The 18,751-nt window shown below is 38.6% G+C and carries 16 protein-coding genes and 1 rRNA gene; 1 reads left to right on the top strand and 16 read right to left on the bottom strand.

What is annotated here, in order from left to right; all coding sequences use genetic code 11:
- From ABE34_RS11635 to pabB, 10 genes are all read right to left on the bottom strand, one after another.
- Positions 1-188: ribosomal RNA gene (locus ABE34_RS11635) — 16S ribosomal RNA — on the bottom strand; the annotation flags it as partial.
- An 853-nt stretch (positions 189-1,041) separates the two neighbouring features.
- Positions 1,042-1,314: a hypothetical protein gene (locus tag ABE34_RS11640; RefSeq protein WP_197142679.1), complete on the bottom strand. Its 273-nt coding sequence runs from the start codon at positions 1,312-1,314 to the stop codon at positions 1,042-1,044.
- 309 nt (positions 1,315-1,623) lie between these two features.
- Positions 1,624-3,126 carry a lysine--tRNA ligase gene (lysS, locus tag ABE34_RS11645; protein WP_197142681.1) on the bottom strand — a complete coding sequence of 501 codons (1,503 nt, stop codon included), beginning with the start codon at positions 3,124-3,126 and terminating at the stop codon, positions 1,624-1,626.
- Positions 3,127-3,392: 266 nt separating this feature from the next.
- On the bottom strand, positions 3,393-4,433 hold the full coding sequence (gene dusB / locus ABE34_RS11650) for a tRNA dihydrouridine synthase DusB (RefSeq protein ID WP_197142683.1): 1,041 nt from the start codon (positions 4,431-4,433) through the stop codon (positions 3,393-3,395).
- A gap of 83 nt (positions 4,434-4,516) precedes the next feature.
- Complete coding sequence (folK, locus tag ABE34_RS11655) at positions 4,517-5,038, bottom strand: 2-amino-4-hydroxy-6-hydroxymethyldihydropteridine diphosphokinase (protein ID WP_197142685.1); 522 nt, start codon at positions 5,036-5,038, stop codon at positions 4,517-4,519.
- Entirely contained in the window at positions 5,038-5,403 is a 366-nt protein-coding gene (gene folB, locus ABE34_RS11660) for a dihydroneopterin aldolase (RefSeq protein ID WP_079563711.1), read from the bottom strand. The genes folK and folB overlap by 1 nt, the downstream gene beginning before the upstream one ends.
- Complete coding sequence (folP, locus tag ABE34_RS11665; RefSeq protein WP_197142687.1) at positions 5,403-6,257, bottom strand: dihydropteroate synthase; 855 nt, start codon at positions 6,255-6,257, stop codon at positions 5,403-5,405. The genes folB and folP overlap by 1 nt, the downstream gene beginning before the upstream one ends.
- 13 nt (positions 6,258-6,270) lie before the next feature.
- Positions 6,271-7,110 (bottom strand): aminodeoxychorismate lyase, encoded by an 840-nt coding sequence (pabC, locus tag ABE34_RS11670; RefSeq protein ID WP_197142689.1) that lies wholly within the window; start codon positions 7,108-7,110, stop codon positions 6,271-6,273.
- A gap of 1 nt (position 7,111) precedes the next feature.
- The gene (gene pabA / locus ABE34_RS11675) at positions 7,112-7,693 is read right to left on the bottom strand and encodes an aminodeoxychorismate/anthranilate synthase component II (protein ID WP_197142691.1); all 582 of its coding nucleotides are present in this window, start codon (positions 7,691-7,693) and stop codon (positions 7,112-7,114) included.
- Positions 7,690-9,099: an aminodeoxychorismate synthase, component I gene (gene pabB / locus ABE34_RS11680; RefSeq protein WP_430982163.1), complete on the bottom strand. Its 1,410-nt coding sequence runs from the start codon at positions 9,097-9,099 to the stop codon at positions 7,690-7,692. The genes pabA and pabB overlap by 4 nt, the downstream gene beginning before the upstream one ends.
- 265 nt (positions 9,100-9,364) lie before the next feature.
- On the opposite strand from pabB, the gene ABE34_RS11685 reads away from it, so the two are divergent.
- A complete protein-coding gene (locus ABE34_RS11685; protein ID WP_197142693.1) occupies positions 9,365-10,213 on the top strand; it encodes a copper amine oxidase N-terminal domain-containing protein in 849 nt (282 codons plus the stop codon).
- A 156-nt stretch (positions 10,214-10,369) separates the two neighbouring features.
- Here ABE34_RS11685 and cysK read toward each other — a convergent pair whose 3' ends face one another.
- From cysK to ftsH, 6 genes are all read right to left on the bottom strand, one after another.
- Positions 10,370-11,299 (bottom strand): cysteine synthase A, encoded by a 930-nt coding sequence (cysK, locus tag ABE34_RS11690; RefSeq protein ID WP_197142695.1) that lies wholly within the window; start codon positions 11,297-11,299, stop codon positions 10,370-10,372.
- Positions 11,300-11,914: 615 nt separating this feature from the next.
- A complete protein-coding gene (locus ABE34_RS11695) occupies positions 11,915-12,886 on the bottom strand; it encodes a peptidyl-prolyl cis-trans isomerase (RefSeq protein WP_197142697.1) in 972 nt (323 codons plus the stop codon).
- The gene (gene hslO, locus ABE34_RS11700) at positions 12,870-13,751 is read right to left on the bottom strand and encodes an Hsp33 family molecular chaperone HslO (protein WP_197142699.1); all 882 of its coding nucleotides are present in this window, start codon (positions 13,749-13,751) and stop codon (positions 12,870-12,872) included. The genes ABE34_RS11695 and hslO overlap by 17 nt, the downstream gene beginning before the upstream one ends.
- Positions 13,752-13,772: 21 nt before the next feature.
- Complete coding sequence (locus ABE34_RS11705; protein WP_197142701.1) at positions 13,773-14,540, bottom strand: type III pantothenate kinase; 768 nt, start codon at positions 14,538-14,540, stop codon at positions 13,773-13,775.
- An 818-nt stretch (positions 14,541-15,358) separates the two neighbouring features.
- Complete coding sequence (locus ABE34_RS11710) at positions 15,359-16,192, bottom strand: aldo/keto reductase (RefSeq protein WP_346655553.1); 834 nt, start codon at positions 16,190-16,192, stop codon at positions 15,359-15,361.
- A 147-nt stretch (positions 16,193-16,339) separates the two neighbouring features.
- Positions 16,340-18,364 (bottom strand): ATP-dependent zinc metalloprotease FtsH, encoded by a 2,025-nt coding sequence (ftsH, locus tag ABE34_RS11715; protein WP_197142710.1) that lies wholly within the window; start codon positions 18,362-18,364, stop codon positions 16,340-16,342.
- Positions 18,365-18,751: the final 387 nt, after the last annotated feature.

An 18,751-nucleotide genomic window follows, 5' to 3' on the forward strand; every position in this document is an offset into this window, starting at 1 on the left:
AAATAGATTATTCGGTATTAGCCCCGGTTTCCCGGAGTTATCCCAAACTATAAGGTAGGTTGCCCACGTGTTACTCACCCGTCCGCCGCTAACGTCAAAGGAGCAAGCTCCTTCTCTGTTCGCTCGACTTGCATGTATTAGGCACGCCGCCAGCGTTCGTCCTGAGCCAGGATCAAACTCTCCATAAAAGAAATTTGATAAGCTCAAATTGTTTTGCTGGCATCATGTTTGATGTCCAAAATTTTGTTTCGTTCACTAACTCAAGGTTAGCTACTAAAAACTTTATTGATTACGTTTTGCTTGTTCAGTTTTCAAGGTTCATTTTGTTGTCGTTTTGTTTCAACAACTTTTATAGTATAACATTTTTTGTTTTTCGTTGTCAACTCTTTTTTAGAAGTTTTTTTACTTCATTTCAAAAGCAGCAACTCTTATATAATACTATTCTTAACTTTCGATGTCAACATCTTTTTTTTGATGTTTTTTTCGAACTCATTTTGTTTCTCGCGTCGTCTTAACGACAAGTAATAATTTATCATGATTCTACTACAATCGCAAGTGTTTTTTTACTATAAAATCTTCTTTTTTATAAATAGTGAATTATCGAGTTATTTTGCGTTTTTTCGAGAACTAAATAACTCTTATAACCTTCTATCTATCACTTTATTTGTTTTACTATACATCTCTTTCTTAAAAATCTCAACAAACTAAATAAGAAGAGTCTTACTTCTATTAAAGAATAACCTTTTGAAAAAGATGCTTTCTTAAACTTTTCTTGAAAAATCATCTAAGATCTACACAATAAAATGCGTCCCCCCCTCTTACACCATCACTCTAACAAATAAACAATAGAAAAAAGGAGTCAAAGTGTTCTCCTACACCTCGACTCCTACTTATTCATGTTTATTACTTTTTAACTTTATTGTTCCGCACATAATAACAAAAAAGAAAGAAGAATATATTATGTTCGCTTTTCAAATGCGGAATTCAAATTTAAAAGTGTGTTTTCAAAATTAAAATATAAAGAATCTACTAATTCTAAAATTAGTTATTTTGTTTCTCAACTACATCTAGGCACCAAGAGAAATTATCCCAAGCCGAATACCAGCCACTGAAAACTTCAGAGGAATCATCCCAACGGACATCGAACTTCTTCTGACCGTCTATATCCACTAAATATAAAGCTAAAGTCGGTTCCAACTTAGAAACCGCTAATTTCATGCCATTTTCAAGCTCTTCCTCAGTAAACAGAACATCTGAAACCGAGCGTACTTGCGCCTGTTCAAATACTAGTTTGTTAAAGATTTTATAATTCATTATAAGCCTCCAATAATACTTCTATAATGTCTATTTCTATTTTATCTGCAAATTACAGAACTCTAAAAGTATACCTTATATTCATTCATCATTTAAATACTCTACTTCATTCTTTCTAATTTAAACTTTTCAAACATGTCTATTTCATCATAGAAAACGCAAAACAGGAGTCTTAGTGCTTCTCCTACACCTCGACTCCTGCTTTTTCACGATTACCTCTTAACAAAGCTGTTCTTTTCTAGTTCGATTACCGCTTTTTTATGCTGAGTAGTAGTCGTGCTATATCCTCTATCAATTAAGTTAAAACAACTATTTAGTAGTATGACGCATTGTAGGGAATAATAATACGTCACGAATTGATGGTGAATTTGTAAGAAGCATGATTAAACGGTCGATACCAATGCCCAGTCCACCTGTTGGAGGCATACCGTATTCTAACGCTTCAATGAAATCATTGTCCATTTCATGTGCTTCATCATTACCGGCTGCTTTTTCAACTAATTGAGCTTCAAAGCGCTCACGTTGGTCAATAGGATCATTTAATTCTGTAAAGGCATTTGCATGCTCACGACGAACGATGAATAGTTCGAAACGGTCTGTAAAACGCTCGTCCTCTGGATTTTTCTTAGCTAAAGGTGAGATTTCTACCGGATGACCATAAACAAATGTAGGTTGAACTAGAGTTTCTTCAATCTTTTGCTCGAAGAACTCGTTAATAATATGCCCTACCTCATGTGTTTCCTTAACTTCTACTCCATGTTCTTTTGCAAGTGCTTGAGCTTGTTCCTTAGTCATAGGCTGCCAGAAGTCTACTCCTGTAGCTTCTTTTACTGCATCTACCATATGAACTCGTTTCCAGCCTACAGCAAGATTAATTTCATCTTCACCGTATTGAACTGTAGTTGCCCCAAGAACTTCTTGCGCTACATGAGCAATAAGGTTTTCTGTTAGAGACATAATATCTTTGTAGTCCGCATAAGCTTCATACAGCTCTATCATTGTAAATTCAGGGTTGTGACGTGTTGAGATCCCTTCATTTCGGAAAACACGACCAATTTCATACACTTTCTCTAGTCCACCAACGATTAGACGTTTCAAATGCAGTTCGATTGCAATACGCATATATAATTCCATATCAAGTGCATTGTGGTGTGTAATAAATGGACGAGCTGCTGCACCACCAGCAATTGTATGAAGCATTGGTGTTTCTACTTCTAAATATCCTACATTATCTAAATAATTGCGAATAGCACGGATAATTTTAGAACGCGTAATAAATGTTGTTTTACTTTCCTCATTCGTCATTAAATCTAAATAACGTTGACGGTAACGTTGTTCAACATCTTGTAAACCGTGGAATTTTTCCGGCATAGGGCGTAGCGCTTTTGATAAGAATGTAAACTCTTCAGCCTTTACAGAAAGCTCTCCCACTTGTGTTCGGAATACATTACCACGAATACCTACGATATCACCTAGGTCAGCTTGTTTAAATAATTCATATGCTTCTTCACCAACATGATCTTGGCGAACGTAAATTTGAATTTGACCACCTAAATCTTGAATATGTGCAAAGCCAGCTTTTCCTTTACCGCGCTTCGTCATAATACGACCCGCAATAATTACCTCTTGTAGGTTTTCCTCTAGCTGCTCTTTTGTTTGATCTGCAAATTGTTCATGTACTTCTGGTGATAAATGCGTACGTTCAAAACGACTACCAAATGGATCTTGACCATTTTCTCGAATAGCCGTCATTTTTTGGCGTCTCACCAAAAGCTGATCATTTAATTCTTCTATGTTTGACACTTGATTCACTCCTTATTAAAATGTCCGCGTTGCTTTTAAATCCATAATATTTCTATTGTACACAATTTTATTGCTGTAATCATCTGTTTCGCTTTAATTTCCATAAGAGAAAAAATAATTAATAATTCTAAAAATTGATACTGACAGAAAAAAAGACGTCTCAAAAACAATGAGACGCCTTTTTAATGTAATCATTTATGCCTCAGCATAATTGCCGCTTCGCTTACACTAAATTCCTCTATTTCATCCGGTCTTTAGACACCCGCTGAAAGAAGTTATAGAATTAATTCTTTTGCTTCTGGAATTATTAATGTAGATTCAAGCTCTTCATAGTCTTGTACAAGTCCATTTAATAGAGCACGAAGCTCTACCGCAGTTTCTGTTTGGTTAATCGCTTTACGCGCTTTACCATTACCGCGAATACCTTTTAAATACCATGAAGCATGTTTACGCATTTCACGCACTGCCACACTCTCTCCTTTTAATTGCATAAGGCGTTCAAAGTGAAGCAAGCACACATCAATTTTTTCACGTACACTTGGCTCTTCCTTTAGCTCACCAGTTTCAAGGTATTGAACTGTACGATAAATCATCCACGGATTACCTAAAGCAGCGCGTCCAATCATTACTGCATCTACCCCAGTAGTATCAAGCATACGTTTTGCATCTTGAGGAGTTTCTACATCACCATTACCTAGCACAGGGATTTTCACATTTTCCTTCACTTGTCGAATGATGTCCCAGTTTGCTTTTCCTTCGTACATTTGTACACGTGTACGTCCATGAACAGCTATTGCTGAAGCACCAGCACGTTCAGCAGCTTGTGCGTTCTCAACAGCAAAGATATGCTCGTCATCCCAACCAATACGCATTTTTACGCTGACAGGTTTTTTTACTGCATCGACAACAGCCGCTACCATTTCATATAATTTATTCGGATCTAAAAGTAAACGAGCGCCCGCTTCACATTTAATAATTTTATTAACCGGGCAGCCCATATTAATATCGATAATATCGGCAGTTGTGTTTTCATCTACATACTTAGCTGCTTCCACTAGTGTTGTTTTATCACCACCGAAAATTTGCAATGAAAGTGGATTTTCACGCTCATCGATATAAAGCATGCCCAATGTTTTTTCGTTCTTCTGGACAATCCCTTTATCACTAATCATTTCTGCATACACTAGCCCTGCCCCGAACTCCTTAACAGTTAAACGGAAAGCAGAGTTGCAAATTCCAGCCATTGGTGCTAATACGACACGGTTGTCCATGACAATATTTCCAATTTGAAACGGCTTCTCAGTTGTCTGACTCAACGTTGTTTTCCCCCTTCTATAGGTTTTCACCTATTTCTATATAAAAGCAACCGCAGGAGGCTTTAATTTTAAGGATTGGAAACCTAATTAACGGACTGCACCATGTTTAACTTCACTGATGCTTGCCATAAAGTTACGCCTTCCTCTTCACTATCCATCTGTTGCATTATATCGTGTACCCTTCTCAGCTGTTCTCCAACTGGTGCAGGCGTAATTTCTATGAGTGGTACTAGTACGAAAGCTCGCTCATACATTCTTGGATGTGGAACAATTAAGCTTTCAGTTTCAATATTTTCGTGATTGTAGAGCAAAATGTCAAGGTCAATGATTCGTGGGCCCCATCGAAATTCACGTACCCTCCCTAGTTCACCTTCAACCCATTGGCAAATTTTCAGCATTTCGGAAGATGAATAACTCGTTTTAATATGAACAGCAATATTTAAAAAGTCTGCTTGGTCCGTGTAGCCTATCGCTGCTGTTTCATAAACTGAAGAAATTTGCACAACTTCAATTTCATCTTTGCCCTCTAACAGTTTAACAGCATGTTGTAGGTTTTCAAATCGCTCACCCATATTTGTACCAATCGATAAATACACATCATTCATTAGTAATCACCTCTCGTTACCTCTACTGACACCTCTTTATAATAACCATGTATCGGTGGGTCCGGCTTAATAAGCTCCACGCGTACACCCTTAACCTTTTCTGAGTACGTCTCTAAAATACTGTTTGCTATTTTTGAAACAAGTGCTTCAATAAGCTTGAAAGGCTCGCCTTCTACGATATCACGGCATAACGCATAAACCTCTGCATAGTTTACCGTATAATCCAAGTCATCCGTCTCTCCAGCCTTTGTCATATCTACAGCAAGTGAAACATTGGCACGAAAGCGTTGACCGAGTGTTGTTTCCGCTGCTAAAACACCGTGATAACCGTAAAACTGCATATCCTTTAAATGAATATAGTCCATTACGCTTCCTCCTTGTAGATACGCTTACCTACTAAAATATCAGCCATATGTGTCGCTCGTGCCATTTCCTTTACATCATGCACACGAATCATATGACAGCCCTTTTCAATCCCGTAAACAACCGTCGCACCTGTACCTTCTATACGCTCCTCAACAGGCAGCTTTAAGACATTACCAATCATTGATTTACGTGAAGTCGCTAGCAAAACAGGGTAACCCATTGCTACCAATTCATCTAAATGCTGCATCATTTCTATATTCTGAGCGGTAGTTTTCGCAAAACCTATGCCCGGATCTAAAATAATATGATTATCTGGTACACCTGCATCTCGGGCAATAGCAATACTCTTTTCTAAGTCGCTCTTAGCCGTCATCCAGAAATCAATACCATAATCAGTATTTTCTCGATTATGCATTAAAATAATTGGTACATTTAAATCTGCAGCCACTTGAGCGATCTCAGGTTCAGCTTTTGCTCCCCAAATATCGTTAATAATATGCGCACCAGCTTCAATAGCCGCTCGAGCTACGTTCGCTTTATACGTATCAACCGAGATAACTGCCGGCACTTCAGCTACTAACGCTTGAATAACTGGCACAATGCGTGCAATTTCATCTTCATCGGAAATACGTTCATAACCTGGTCGTGTTGATTCTCCGCCAACATCAATAATTTTAGCACCATCAGCTACCATTTTTTTCGCTTGTTCAACAGCCGCTTCAACATTATTAAACTTTCCTCCGTCTGAAAATGAATCCGGTGTGACATTTAAAATACCCATCACAAAAGTTTCTGCTGTATAGTCTAACGTGATCCCGTTAATAGTTAATGTTGTTGTATAGTTTTCTAGCATGTTAACTCTCCTTCTATTCTTGTTCCACTTCATTGACAAATGCTTCATGTAAACGCGAATAAACAGGCCCTTTATTGCCTAATAACTGCTTGCTCTCTAATTTAAGAATTGGAACAAGCTCTTGTACAGAGTTAGTAATAAAGCACTCTGAACTTTGCTCTACATCCTCTTTAATAAAGAATCCTTCTTTTACCTTAATCCCTAGAGATTGTGCTCGCTCAACTACCCACGCTCGGATAATACCAGGTAAAATACCAGTCTCTAAGGAAGGCGTATATAGTATATCATCTTTCACCCAAAAGATATTTGATGTTACACCTTCAGCAACAAAGCCATTTTCCGTTAAAAAGAAGCCTTCTTGTTGCGCCAAAGATGGCATCTCAAAACGCCCAAGAACGTTATTGCCATAATGGTGCGATTTCACTCGAAGCCCTTTTTCAGGAGTGTTACGCGGTGTTACAAGCCATTGTGCGTTTTTTTCCATACCTCGAGGTGTAGCATGTAATTCTTTGCGAAAAACAATAACATTCGGTTGTCTATATTCAGTAGGCTGTAAACCGATGCTATGCTCTCCAGCTGAGACATTTATTCGGAAATATCCATCCTGCCCATCGGCTTGTTCATTTAATTGCTGAACAACCTTCAGTAAATCCTCTTCCGTATATGGCATATGAATACGATATTGAGTAAGCGCATTTTGCAACCTTTCCATATGTGCTTCCCAGCAAAACACCTTTCCCTTATACGTTCGAAACGTTTCAAAAAAGCCTAACCCGTATAAAAATCCATGATCAAATGGTGAAATGCGCAAATCCTGCGCCGCTATGTAGGCTCCATTCATCCAGCACAGCATTTTACTTCGCTCCCTCAACATACAAATCTATAAACTGGCGTAGAAGCTTTTTACCTTGTTCTGTCATAATTGATTCAGGATGGTATTGCACTCCCTCAATTGGATAATCCTTATGACGAATACCCATAATTTCGCCTTCTTCTGTCCATGCCGTTACTTCAAAACATGCAGGTAATGTTTCCTTCTCTACAATTAAAGAATGGTAACGAGTAGCTGCAAATGGATTTGGCATCCCCTTATGCAAACCTATTTCTGCATGTAGGACAGGTGATGTTTTACCATGCATCAAACGCTCAGCTCGTATAACATTCCCCCCAAATACTTGAGCAATGGCTTGATGACCAAGACAAACGCCTAAAATCGGAATATTTCCCGCGAAATACTTAATAATGTTCAGGCTTTCCCCCGCTTCATTCGGACTACATGGTCCAGGAGAAATGACAATCATATCTGGTGCAAGTTTCTCAATATCTTTCACTGTCAATACATCGTTTCTTTTTACCACTAATTCATGACCAAATTCCCCAAAATACTGTACAAGGTTATATGTAAAAGAATCGTAGTTATCAATCATTAAAATCATTTTGCTCGCTCCTCTGCCATTGCCTTTGCCTGCCACATCGCCTTCGCTTTATTTAAAGATTCTTGGTATTCTCTTTCCGGAACAGAATCAATAACAATACCTGCCCCCGCTTGAATATGTGCTACTCCATCTTTAATAAATGCTGTACGAATGACAATATTAAATTCCATATCACCTGTGTAGCCTAGCCAGCCAATCGAACCCGTGTATAATCCTCTTCTTACAGGTTCTAATTCTTCAATAATCTGCATCGTGCGAATTTTCGGTGCACCTGTTATTGTTCCTCCTGGGAACATGGCACGGATAACGTCAGCATTCGTTTTCCCTTCAGCTATTTCTCCTCGTACATTGGAAACAATGTGCATCACGTGTGAATAACGTTCAATCACCATGAACTCATCCACTTCAACCGTCCCATACGTAGATACTCTTCCTAAATCATTGCGTTCTAAATCAACAAGCATTACATGTTCAGCACGTTCCTTATCGTTATCAATCAATTCCTGCGCTAACGCTAAATCCTCTGCCTCGGATTTTCCTCTTGGTCTTGTACCAGCAATCGGTCGAGTAGACAATTCGTTACCGTGACGCTTCACCAAAAGCTCAGGTGAACCAGAAACGACAGCAAAATCCGGTGCTTCTATATAAGCCATGTACGGTGAAGGATTAAATGCACGTAACGCTTCATATACATCCATTGCAGTTGCGTTTAACTTTTTAGATTGACGTACTGACAAATTCACTTGAAATACATCACCTTGCGCTATGTATGTTTGGATCTTACTCACCGCTTCCTCAAAAGCCGTTCCAGCAAATGATACTAACAGTTCACTTTCATCATTTACGATTTCTACAGCACTTGCTTTTTCAAATTTACGAGTAAGCAATCCTTCTTGCGCTGCCCCTTGCCACGCATTCGCCCATTCCTCTAAATTCACATTACAGTCTGCTAGCTTCATAAGCGTTACTTTATTTGTTTTCACATCGTGTACCGCCCAGCAATCAAACAGATAAAAATAGATATCTGGTACATGTAAATCATCTATAGCAGTATTAGGCAATGCTTCAATTTTACGAGCGTAATCGTATGCTACAAACCCAATCGCTCCACCCTGAAAAACAGGAAGCTCAACATTATATGAAACGTGATATTTCTCCACTAATTTCTCTAATAAAGTAAGAGGCTCACCGTTTAAATTTTCAGTCTCTCCATTTCTCCACTTTACAAGTAAACCATTCTCAACCGATTGTGCTGTAGCTAACGGATTCCAAGCAGCTATCGTAAAATTTCCTCCACGTCCACTTTCTAAAAATATATGTGCTTGTTCTGCTTCTGTTTGCTTCTTATAACTATAAAAAAACGAGTCTGCATCCATCGATATTGTTTTCGTAAATATTGTTTTCAAGTTGCTATTCCCCTTTAAGTCATATGATGTGATTCCATCTTAACTTGAATATTGCTTTGAAGCGAATATTTTTCAATTGCCATGTAAAATTCAACTCTTTCAGCAAATGTTTTATGTAGCGTAAGTGAAACGTCAGCTACAATTGTCTTCTGAATATGAAATTCTACTTTAGAATTGTCTAAAAAAAGGGCTTTTGCTATACTGACAATAGATAGAAATATTTACTAATTATGTATAATTATTTTATAAAAAGGAGCTGTTATTATTGAAAAAGGTTTTTTCAGGAATTTTCCTTACAATGATCCTCATGCTAACTTCTCTGCCTGCATATGCGGCACACAGTACTATTAAGATAGATGGTGTTGTCGTTACTACAGATGCGACACCAGAGACTAAGAATAATCGAACAATGGTACCTTTGCGTGTTATCAGTGAAAATTTGGGAGCAACAGTAAATTGGAAAGACTCAAAAGTAACACTAACGAATAACAAAATGCAGATAACGTTACAGCCGAATAGCAACACTGTCATAAAAAACGGTAAAACAGAGTTACTTGATGTCAAACCATATTTAAAGAACAATAGACTATTTGTTCCTATTCGATTTATTGCAGAGACCTTTGGTTGTCAGGTCAATTATCAAAATTCCACAGTAACAGTGAATACTGAGCCATTGGTTATAAACAATGTAAAAGTAAAAGCTATCCAATATGAATACCATATGACGATGGGCGGGATCGTACAGCAGATCCAAGGGAACACCTATAACAAAGCCTTATATAAAGTTTTCAATGAAAATAAAGGAAAAGTTGTCGATGCCCCTGCTAACTATTCATGGCAAATTAACCTAGACGTTCCGGGTTCCTATTATAAGAATGGACAATATAATTTTATGAGTCATGAAAATAAAAGCATTCAACAGTTTGACCTTTATTCTTTAAATGGCCCCTTCCCGGAAGAAGAATTGAAAGGATACCCAAAAGTCTTAATTCATGATGTTACCGCGGATAAATGGTATTTATTCACTGATAAAGCACGTGAATCTATTAATCAATTAATTAATACTGCCACTAACAATGGCTTCGTAAAAGTCTTAAGTAATACAGTTGTATAGTGAAGTCTATTCTAATCATATTTTTTGAACTGCTCCATAGATGTTAGTTATGCTTCTAACATTTACGGGCAGTTTTTTTATGATCAATTATGCTTCGCACAATTGATCATAAAAAAAGACTCCTCGTTAAAGGAGCCCTTCATACATATAATTGGATTAGTCTTCAAATTGATATAAAGGTGTTGATAAATAACGTTCCCCATTTGAAGGTACGATTGCAAGAACATTTGAACCCTTACCTAAACGTTTCGCTGCTTCAATCGCAACATGAATAGCTGCACCTGATGAAATACCACATAAGATGCCTTCTTCACGCGCAACTTTACGGGCTACATCAAAAGCAATCTCATTTTCAACTGGGAATACAGTAGAGTATACATCTGTATCTAATACTTCAGGTACGAAACCAGCTCCGATACCTTGAATTTTATGAGGCCCCGGTTGACCGCCAGAAAGTACTGGTGAATCTTTTGGTTCAACAGCAATGATTTCAATATTTGGGTATTGCTCTTTTAGCACAGCACCTGCACCCGTAATTGTACCTCCTGTACCAACACCAGCAACAAATGCATCTAATGTTAAACCTTCAAACGCTTCTACAATTTCTGGACCTGTTGTTAAACGGTGAACAACAGCATTAGCTGGGTTCGTGAATTGTTGTGGTAAGAAGTAGCCATGCTCAGCAGACAATTCCTCCGCCTTAGAAATTGCACCTTTCATACCTGCTGGTCCAGGTGTTAATACAAGTTCTGCACCATAAGCACGCAATAAGTTACGACGCTCTAAGCTCATTGTTTCAGGCATTACTAAAATCGCTTTATAGCCTTTAGCTGCAGCAATCATTGCAAGACCAATACCTGTATTTCCAGAAGTAGGCTCAATAATTGTACCACCTGGCTTTAATGTACCATCTTTCTCAGCCGCCTCAATCATCGCTAAAGCTAAACGGTCTTTTACTGAGCTGCCTGGGTTAAAGTATTCTAATTTTACATAAACAGTACCTTCATTTTCACCTGTTGCATGATTTAATTTAACAATTGGCGTTTTACCAACTAAATCAGCTACTGAATTTGCTAATCTACTCATTTATCAATCCACTCCTAATCCCTACTAATTTTATAGGTTTTACTTATTTTTGATTTTATCAATTTTTCCATTCGATTGTCAATAAATATAACTTATATTTTCAGAATATTTATTACATCCGATCCAACCTCAACTTATAATAATTCCGCCTTGGCGGAATCACGTCATAAAATTTTCGACCGACATTTGCGAATGAAGAGAAATAAAAATCTGCTCAATATCCTCGGGTGGCCGTTACTCTGTTGACGCTAAACGTCTGCAGGGGTTTCCCTGGCTCACTTTTCCCGCAGATATCTCGCAGATTCTTTAACTTCTTTCAGCAATTGTTTTTGTACCGAAAGCAAGGTGACAGATACAGAAGTCTCCCACCTCTTTAGATGGTGAGCCGAAATAATAGAGGAACTCAGTCTAAAAACGCCACGCCCTGTGGCAACGACTGAGTGACCAATATTGTTGCTGGCGTTGTTGTTGTTGCTGTCGCTTCGCTTTCGCACAGATAAAACCGTTTTGCTGTCACTTCGCTTTCGCACAAAAAACATCTGTTGGCCTAAAGCCTCCGACGTATGTCACGGAATTACGCCGAGGCATATTTGCTACTAATTTCAGAGCAATCTGTTATTTACCTTTTTTCGCTTCACCGTAATACCAAGTTGCATTAAATTCAGACCAAAATGCTTCTGGTGTAACAGATTGTGACAACTGCTCTAAGGCAAGCTCACGTTCAATATGTTCTTTCACATCATCATATGTAAAGGATTGCCCTTCTAATATCTCTTGTACTTGTACAATTCCATAATGACCATTAGCAAGCTTAAACGCTTTACTAATCTCACCTGCTTTTAAAGCTTCCACTGCTTTTAAAATAGCTGGATCGATATTTTCTTGGTCTTCTGTAAGGAAACCGACATCTCCACCTAAGCTAGCCGATGCACTGTCTACGGATATTTCACGTGCCAGTACCGAAAAATCAGAGGCATTTTTTATTTCTCTTAATGCTTCCTCAGCAGCTTTTTTTGAATCCACCTCTATAAAATTCGTACGATAGTTTGTTTTCGTATTATATAGTGCCTGATTTTCCTCGTAATATTTCTCAATACTACCTTTTTTTATAACCACATCTTTCGTCAACACTTTATCCAAAATAAGCTGTGAGCGAATTTTTTGTCGTAGTTGCTCTGATGAAAGGTTTTGCATGGCAGTATCAAATTTATCTTGAGCAGATCGCATTAAGGCTAACTCTAAATCAATCTCCTTATCCGACACTTGAATTTTAAATTTTTTAGCTGCCTTTTCCATTACAGATTCGTTCACTAAATTTTGTAGCGTCTCTTTACCATAGCGTTCTTCCATGGCAATCATCCACTTTTGACGTGTAATAACTTCCCCGTCAACGGCAGCGACTTGCTCGTCGCTACCAATTTCCTGGTCTTTATTAGGAATTAACCAAGTAATAAACCATAAAATATTTCCTAATAACAAGATTGCAATTACTGTTAAAGCTGGTTTTGTCTTAAGGCGGCGTTGCAGTAAGGGCGTTTGGTTAGGTGTTCCAGCGGATAAAGGTCTTCGATTACGCGTTGAGCTCATCAATAAATCCTTCTAACTCTTCTTTTGAGAAACGGTATGTTTCTAAACAGAAGTGACATTGTGCTTCCGCTGCGCCATCCTCTTCAATCATTTCTTGAATTTCCTGTGTCCCTAACCCTAAAATCGCTGCACCAAATCGCTCTTTTGAACATTGACATTTAAATTCTACAGGCATGGAGTCTAAAATTTGTAGATGGCCTTCTCCTAATACAGCTTCTAAAATTTGTTCAGGTGTAAAACCTTTTTCAATCATTTTTGAAACCGGCTCTAAAGTAGCTAGATGCTGCTCAATTTCATTGATTGTCTCTTCTTCACAGCCTGGCATTAATTGAAGGATAAAACCACCAGCTGCAAGAATTGTGTTATCAGGATTTACTAAAACCCCTAAACCAACTGATGAAGGCACCTGCTCTGATGTAGCAAAATAATAAGTAAAGTCCTCAGCAATTTCACCCGATACAATTGGCGTTTGTCCAGAGAACATATCTCTCAAGCCCAGATCTTTTACGACCGTTAATGCACCCTCTGTTCCTACACCTGCTCGAACATCAAGCTTACCGTGCTCATTTAAATCGAAATGAACATGAGGATTTGTCACAAAGCCGCGTACTTCACCGTGCGCGTTACTGTCAATTACCATTGGACCGACTGGACCGTTCCCTTCAATTTTAACAGTGATTTTTTCCTCACCTTTTAACATGGCACCCATCATCACCGCAGCAGTCATAGAACGACCAAGGGCCGCCGATACAACTGGCCATGTATTATGACGTCGTTGTGCCTCTCCTACTGTCGCTGTTGTACAAGCCGCAAAAACACGAACCTGTCCGTTGAATCCTAAACCTCGTACTAAATAGTCTTTCATAAATGAAATGTCCCTCATTTCTTATTGATTGCGTTTATACAGCTTATATAAGCCTTTTAATGTTAAAAACGGGTCGACTACATCAATAGCTTGCGTCTCCCCAGCAATTAAATTTGCTAATCCTCCAGTAGCAATTACTAAAGGTTCTTCCTTACTTTGTGCTTTCATGCGATTAACAATTCCCTCAACTTGCCCAACAAAGCCATAAAAAATTCCGGCCTGCATAGCAGATACGGTTGTCTTTCCAACAATATGTGCAGGGCGCAATATTTCAATACGCGGCAATCTAGCTGCCTGTGTATAAAGCGCCTCCGTTGAAATCGAAATACCCGGAGCGATAGCACCGCCCATATAATCACCCTTTTCGTTTAAGTAACAATATGTCGTGGCAGTACCAAAATCAACAATAATCAGCGGTGCTTTATAATCATCAAGAGCCGCAATAGCGTTCACTATACGGTCTGAGCCAACTTCACGAGGGTTTTCATATTTAATATTCAATCCTGTTTTCACACCTGGTCCTACGACGAGCGGTTTTTTTCGAAAATACTTTTGACACATCGCTTCTAATGAAAACATGATTGGTGGTACAACAGAGGATATAATAATGCCTTTAACCTGTTCAAATGAAAGGCCTGCATGATTAAAGAAAGATAATACTTGCATTGCGTATTCATCTTCTGTTTTATGAAGGTCTGTCACCATACGCCAATGGAAGGCCAATTGATCGTTGTCATCATAGACACCTAATACGATATTCGAATTTCCTGCATCTAAAACTAAAATCATGGTTGATGCCTCCTATTTACTGCCCCTCATCGTAATTGTACCCGTCACTATGCGGTTGATACAACTAAAACAATGCATATTCATGCACAAAAAATCAAAATCAATTACGCCTCGGTATAATTGCGTCCGGAATCGGAAAGAAGTTAAAACACTTTAGAAAATGATACCACACTTTTATTCCTACGAAATAGCATTCATCTCACTACAAAATGGAATCACCCTCATATTAGGAAGCTCCTTTCAAATTAAATCTCATATTAAAGCGTTAAGTTGATTTCCGTTCCAGGCTACTCGCTTTCCTGTGGGCGAGCGTCGAGCCGCTTCCTCCGCTTGCGCTCCGTGCAGGGTCTCGCCTGTCTCGCTTTCCCACGGGAGTCGAGTAGCCTTCCACTCCAATCAGCGATAGCTTAAATTTTTATAAATTTTATTCATTTCAAAAGTGAATAATATTGCGACTTATAACAGGGAAGGAATTGTACAACTGTTATTGCTAACGCTTCTCTTTCGCACAGATAAACAATATTGCTGAAGTTTCGTTTTAATTAGGCCATGCCAGAAAATACATCTTTGCGCATTGGTTGATTGGAGTGGAGACTGGGCGACTCCTTGGGGATCAGCGTCACAGATGAGACCCTGAAGCGAGCATAGCGAGTGAAGCGGCTCATCGGACGCCCCCAGGAAGCTTTGCTCTGTGCGAAAGCGTAGTGATAACGAAGCGGCAGCAACAAAGCGTCCAGTCGGAACGGAAATAAACCCCTTGTTTTGCCGAAGAACCATACAAAAGGGAGCCACCCTCATCTTAGGTAGCTCCTTTCAATTTATTTAAAATTAAATTTTTCTGGGTCTGGTCCGCAACGTAAGCCATCATTTAGTGCATCTAACTGAGCCATTTCTTCCTCTGTTAATGCAAAGTCAAAGACCGTTAGATTTTCTGTCATTCGTGCAGGAGTCATTGTTTTTGGAATAGTGACTACATCATGCTGCACATCATAGCGTAACACGATTTGTGCAGGGGTTTTGCCATATTTAGAAGCTAGCTGCTGAATCAATGATTCTTCCAATAAAGAACCATTCATTAGTGGCGACCATGCTTCTACCTGTATTCCTTTCTCCTTACAAAATGCACGAACTTCCTCTTGAATTAAGTGCGGATGGAATTCAATTTGATTAATAACAGGAACAATTGATGTTTCCTTTAATAAATGTTCTAAATGATGAACATGGAAATTACTAACACCAATTGAGCGTACACGTCCATCCTGATAAACTTTTTCAAGCGCCTTATAAACATCAACATAATTTGAATCTATTCCCGGCCAGTGAACTAAATATAAATCTAAATAATCTAATCCTAATTTCTCTAAACTACTATCATAAGCTGCAAGTGTTTCTTCATAGGAGAGTCCATCGTTCCAAACCTTTGATGTTACGAATAGTTCTTCACGTGTTACTAAGCCCTCATCAATCGCTGCACGAATTCCTCGCCCTACACTTTCTTCATTGCGATATACTTGCGCTGTATCAATGCTGCGGTAACCTTTTGCAATAGCTGTTTTTACCGCTTCAGCCAAGTCATCTCCTTCAGGTACTCGAAAAACGCCATAGCCGATTAACGGCATTTCTAAACCATTATTCAATGTTACATTTCCCACTTTTCAACACTCCTATCTATTTTGGTCCTTAAATATTTAAAAACCTATATACGCAGCTGCGTAATATAGATTCTATCGTAATACCCATTACCGAAAAAAGGCAAAGAAAAAGACTGCTTACAAAAATCGTAAACAGTCTTTCCTATATTAGTCACGCTTCTCATCGATACCTTTTGGTGTATCAATCGACTCTCTACCTTCTTTAGGTAAATCAGCTGTTGTTGGATCTGGCTCATTGCTAAGCAATTCTTTTTGAACAGCCTGTTCACCAACTACATCTAATATTGGTTGAGCTTCAGCTTTAGGAGCTTTTTCTACAACCGGTTCTACCTCTGGTTCCGGTAAGACACCGTGATCACGTAAATGCTCGATTTCTTGCGCATTCAATGTTTCTTTTTTCATTAATGTGTTAGCAATTAAATCAAGTAAATGACGTTTTTCAGTTAGGATTCGTTTAGTACGCTCATATTGTGAATCGATAATTTTTTGCATTTCCTTATCAATTTCATAAGCGATTGAATCAGAGTAGTTTTGATCTGAATTAAAGTCACGACCAAGGAATACATTCCCACCCTGACTTGAACCAAACTGCATTGCACCAAGATTTTCACTCATACCATATTCAGTGACCATGGCACGTGCAATACTTGTTACTTTTTGGAAGTCGTTATGTGCCCCAGTAGATACTTCACCAAGTACGATTTCCTCTGCCACACGACCACCAAGAAGTCCAGCAATACGGTCTAGTAGTTCTTGTTTTGTTGTGAAGAAACGTTCTTCCTTCGGTAACATAATAGCGTAACCTCCAGCTTGACCACGAGGGACGATTGTTACTTTGTGTACTGTATCTGCTTCATCTAGCTCTAAACCAACAACTACGTGGCCAGCTTCATGGAAGGATACAAGTTTCTTCTCTTTCGCTGAGTAAACGCGACTAGCTTTTGCTGGACCTGCAATTACTCGGTCAGATGCCTCATCGATATCCGCCATATTAATTGTACGTTTGCTTTTACGAGCTGCTACAAGTGCAGCTTCATTTAACAAGTTCTCTAAGTCTGCACCCGAGAAACCTGGTGTACGTTGTGCAACAGCTGCTAAGTCCACTGACTCTGATAAAGGTTTGTTGCGCGCATGTACTTTTAGAATTGCTTCACGACCTTTTACATCAGGGTGTCCTACTGTAATTTGACGGTCAAATCGACCAGGACGTAATAAGGCTTTATCTAAAATATCTGGGCGGTTTGTTGCAGCGATAATAATAATACCTTCGTTTGCCCCGAAACCATCCATTTCAACTAACAATTGGTTCAGTGTTTGTTCACGCTCGTCATGGCCACCACCAAGGCCTGCGCCACGTTGACGACCTACTGCATCAATCTCATCGATAAAGATGATACAAGGTGCATTTTTCTTTGCATTTTCAAACAAGTCACGAACACGTGATGCACCGACACCTACGAACATTTCTACGAAGTCAGAACCTGAAATCGAGAAGAATGGTACGCCTGCTTCACCTGCTACTGCTCGTGCAAGTAATGTTTTACCTGTACCAGGAGGACCTACAAGTAAGATACCCTTTGGAATACGAGCACCAATTTCAGTGAATTTACGGTGATCTTTTAAGAAATCAACAACTTCAACAAGCTCTGCTTTCTCTTCATCAGCACCCGCTACATCTGTAAAACGAACTTTTTTCTTCTGATCATCATAAAGTTTGGCTTTACTTTTACCAAAGCTCATCACTTTATTACCGCCACCTTGAGATTGACTCATTAGGAAGAAGAATAAGAAAATGATAATGATGAAAGGAATAATTCCTGTAAAGAACTGAATCCATCCACTTGTTTCTGGCGCTGTTAAAAATGTAATATTACTATTCTTATCCTTAGCAGCTTCATCGATGCGGTCCATTAAAGATGGGTTATTGGTAGGGATGTTTGCAGTAAAGCTTTCTCCTTTTTCATACCCCTTCAATGTACCTTCAACGATGTATACTGATTTATCAGGTTGAATTGTAGCACTTGTTATTTCTTTCTTATCTAGAGCTTCTATAAACTCATGATAAGTTAACTCTTTCGTTGGTGAAGTTCCACCATTGAAAGTACCAAAAATACCGATAATCACTAAGAAAATCAGTAAATAGAATATGGTATATCGAAATATTCGATTCATCTCCAGCCTCCTCATTACAACAGAAAAATTATAAGTAAAATCTTAACATATCATGATTTCATCATACAACGAAAAGCCCTACATAAAAAAAGTTTCGTACGATTTTTGTCGAAATCAAAACATATTTATGCATTTATTTACTATGTTCCAGCGTTTGTATCCGATACTTCATTCAGTACAATGTGCCTAGATTTTTAAATTTACGACCAATTACGCCTCAGCATAATTGCGTCCAGAATCAGCTTTAGGTCAACGTGGTGTTGGTTATTCAGTGGCGTGCTGTCTACTGTTATCCCACAGATAAAACCTTGTAGCTGACGTATCACTTTCGCTACGTAAACACTGCTGAAGGAAGTAAAAAAACTAAAAATCTATGACCTTCGCTGG

Source organism: Lysinibacillus sphaericus (genome assembly GCF_015844675.1).
Classification (GTDB): domain Bacteria; phylum Bacillota; class Bacilli; order Bacillales_A; family Planococcaceae; genus Lysinibacillus; species Lysinibacillus sphaericus_E.

Excerpts from the sequence above, each read along its gene's own strand:
- ABE34_RS11640 (WP_197142679.1), bottom strand. The coding sequence starts at position 1,314 with ATGAATTATAAAATCTTTAACAAACTAGTATTTGAACAGGCGCAAGTA.
- folK (WP_197142685.1), bottom strand. The coding sequence starts at position 5,038 with ATGAATGATGTGTATTTATCGATTGGTACAAATATGGGTGAGCGATTT.
- folB (WP_079563711.1), bottom strand. The coding sequence starts at position 5,403 with ATGGACTATATTCATTTAAAGGATATGCAGTTTTACGGTTATCACGGT.
- folP (WP_197142687.1), bottom strand. The coding sequence starts at position 6,257 with ATGCTAGAAAACTATACAACAACATTAACTATTAACGGGATCACGTTA.
- pabC (WP_197142689.1), bottom strand. The coding sequence starts at position 7,110 with ATGCTGTGCTGGATGAATGGAGCCTACATAGCGGCGCAGGATTTGCGC.
- pabA (WP_197142691.1), bottom strand. The coding sequence starts at position 7,693 with ATGATTTTAATGATTGATAACTACGATTCTTTTACATATAACCTTGTA.
- cysK (WP_197142695.1), bottom strand. The coding sequence starts at position 11,299 with ATGAGTAGATTAGCAAATTCAGTAGCTGATTTAGTTGGTAAAACGCCA.
- ABE34_RS11695 (WP_197142697.1), bottom strand. The coding sequence starts at position 12,886 with ATGAGCTCAACGCGTAATCGAAGACCTTTATCCGCTGGAACACCTAAC.
- hslO (WP_197142699.1), bottom strand. The coding sequence starts at position 13,751 with ATGAAAGACTATTTAGTACGAGGTTTAGGATTCAACGGACAGGTTCGT.
- ABE34_RS11705 (WP_197142701.1), bottom strand. The coding sequence starts at position 14,540 with ATGATTTTAGTTTTAGATGCAGGAAATTCGAATATCGTATTAGGTGTC.
- ftsH (WP_197142710.1), bottom strand. The coding sequence starts at position 18,364 with ATGAATCGAATATTTCGATATACCATATTCTATTTACTGATTTTCTTA.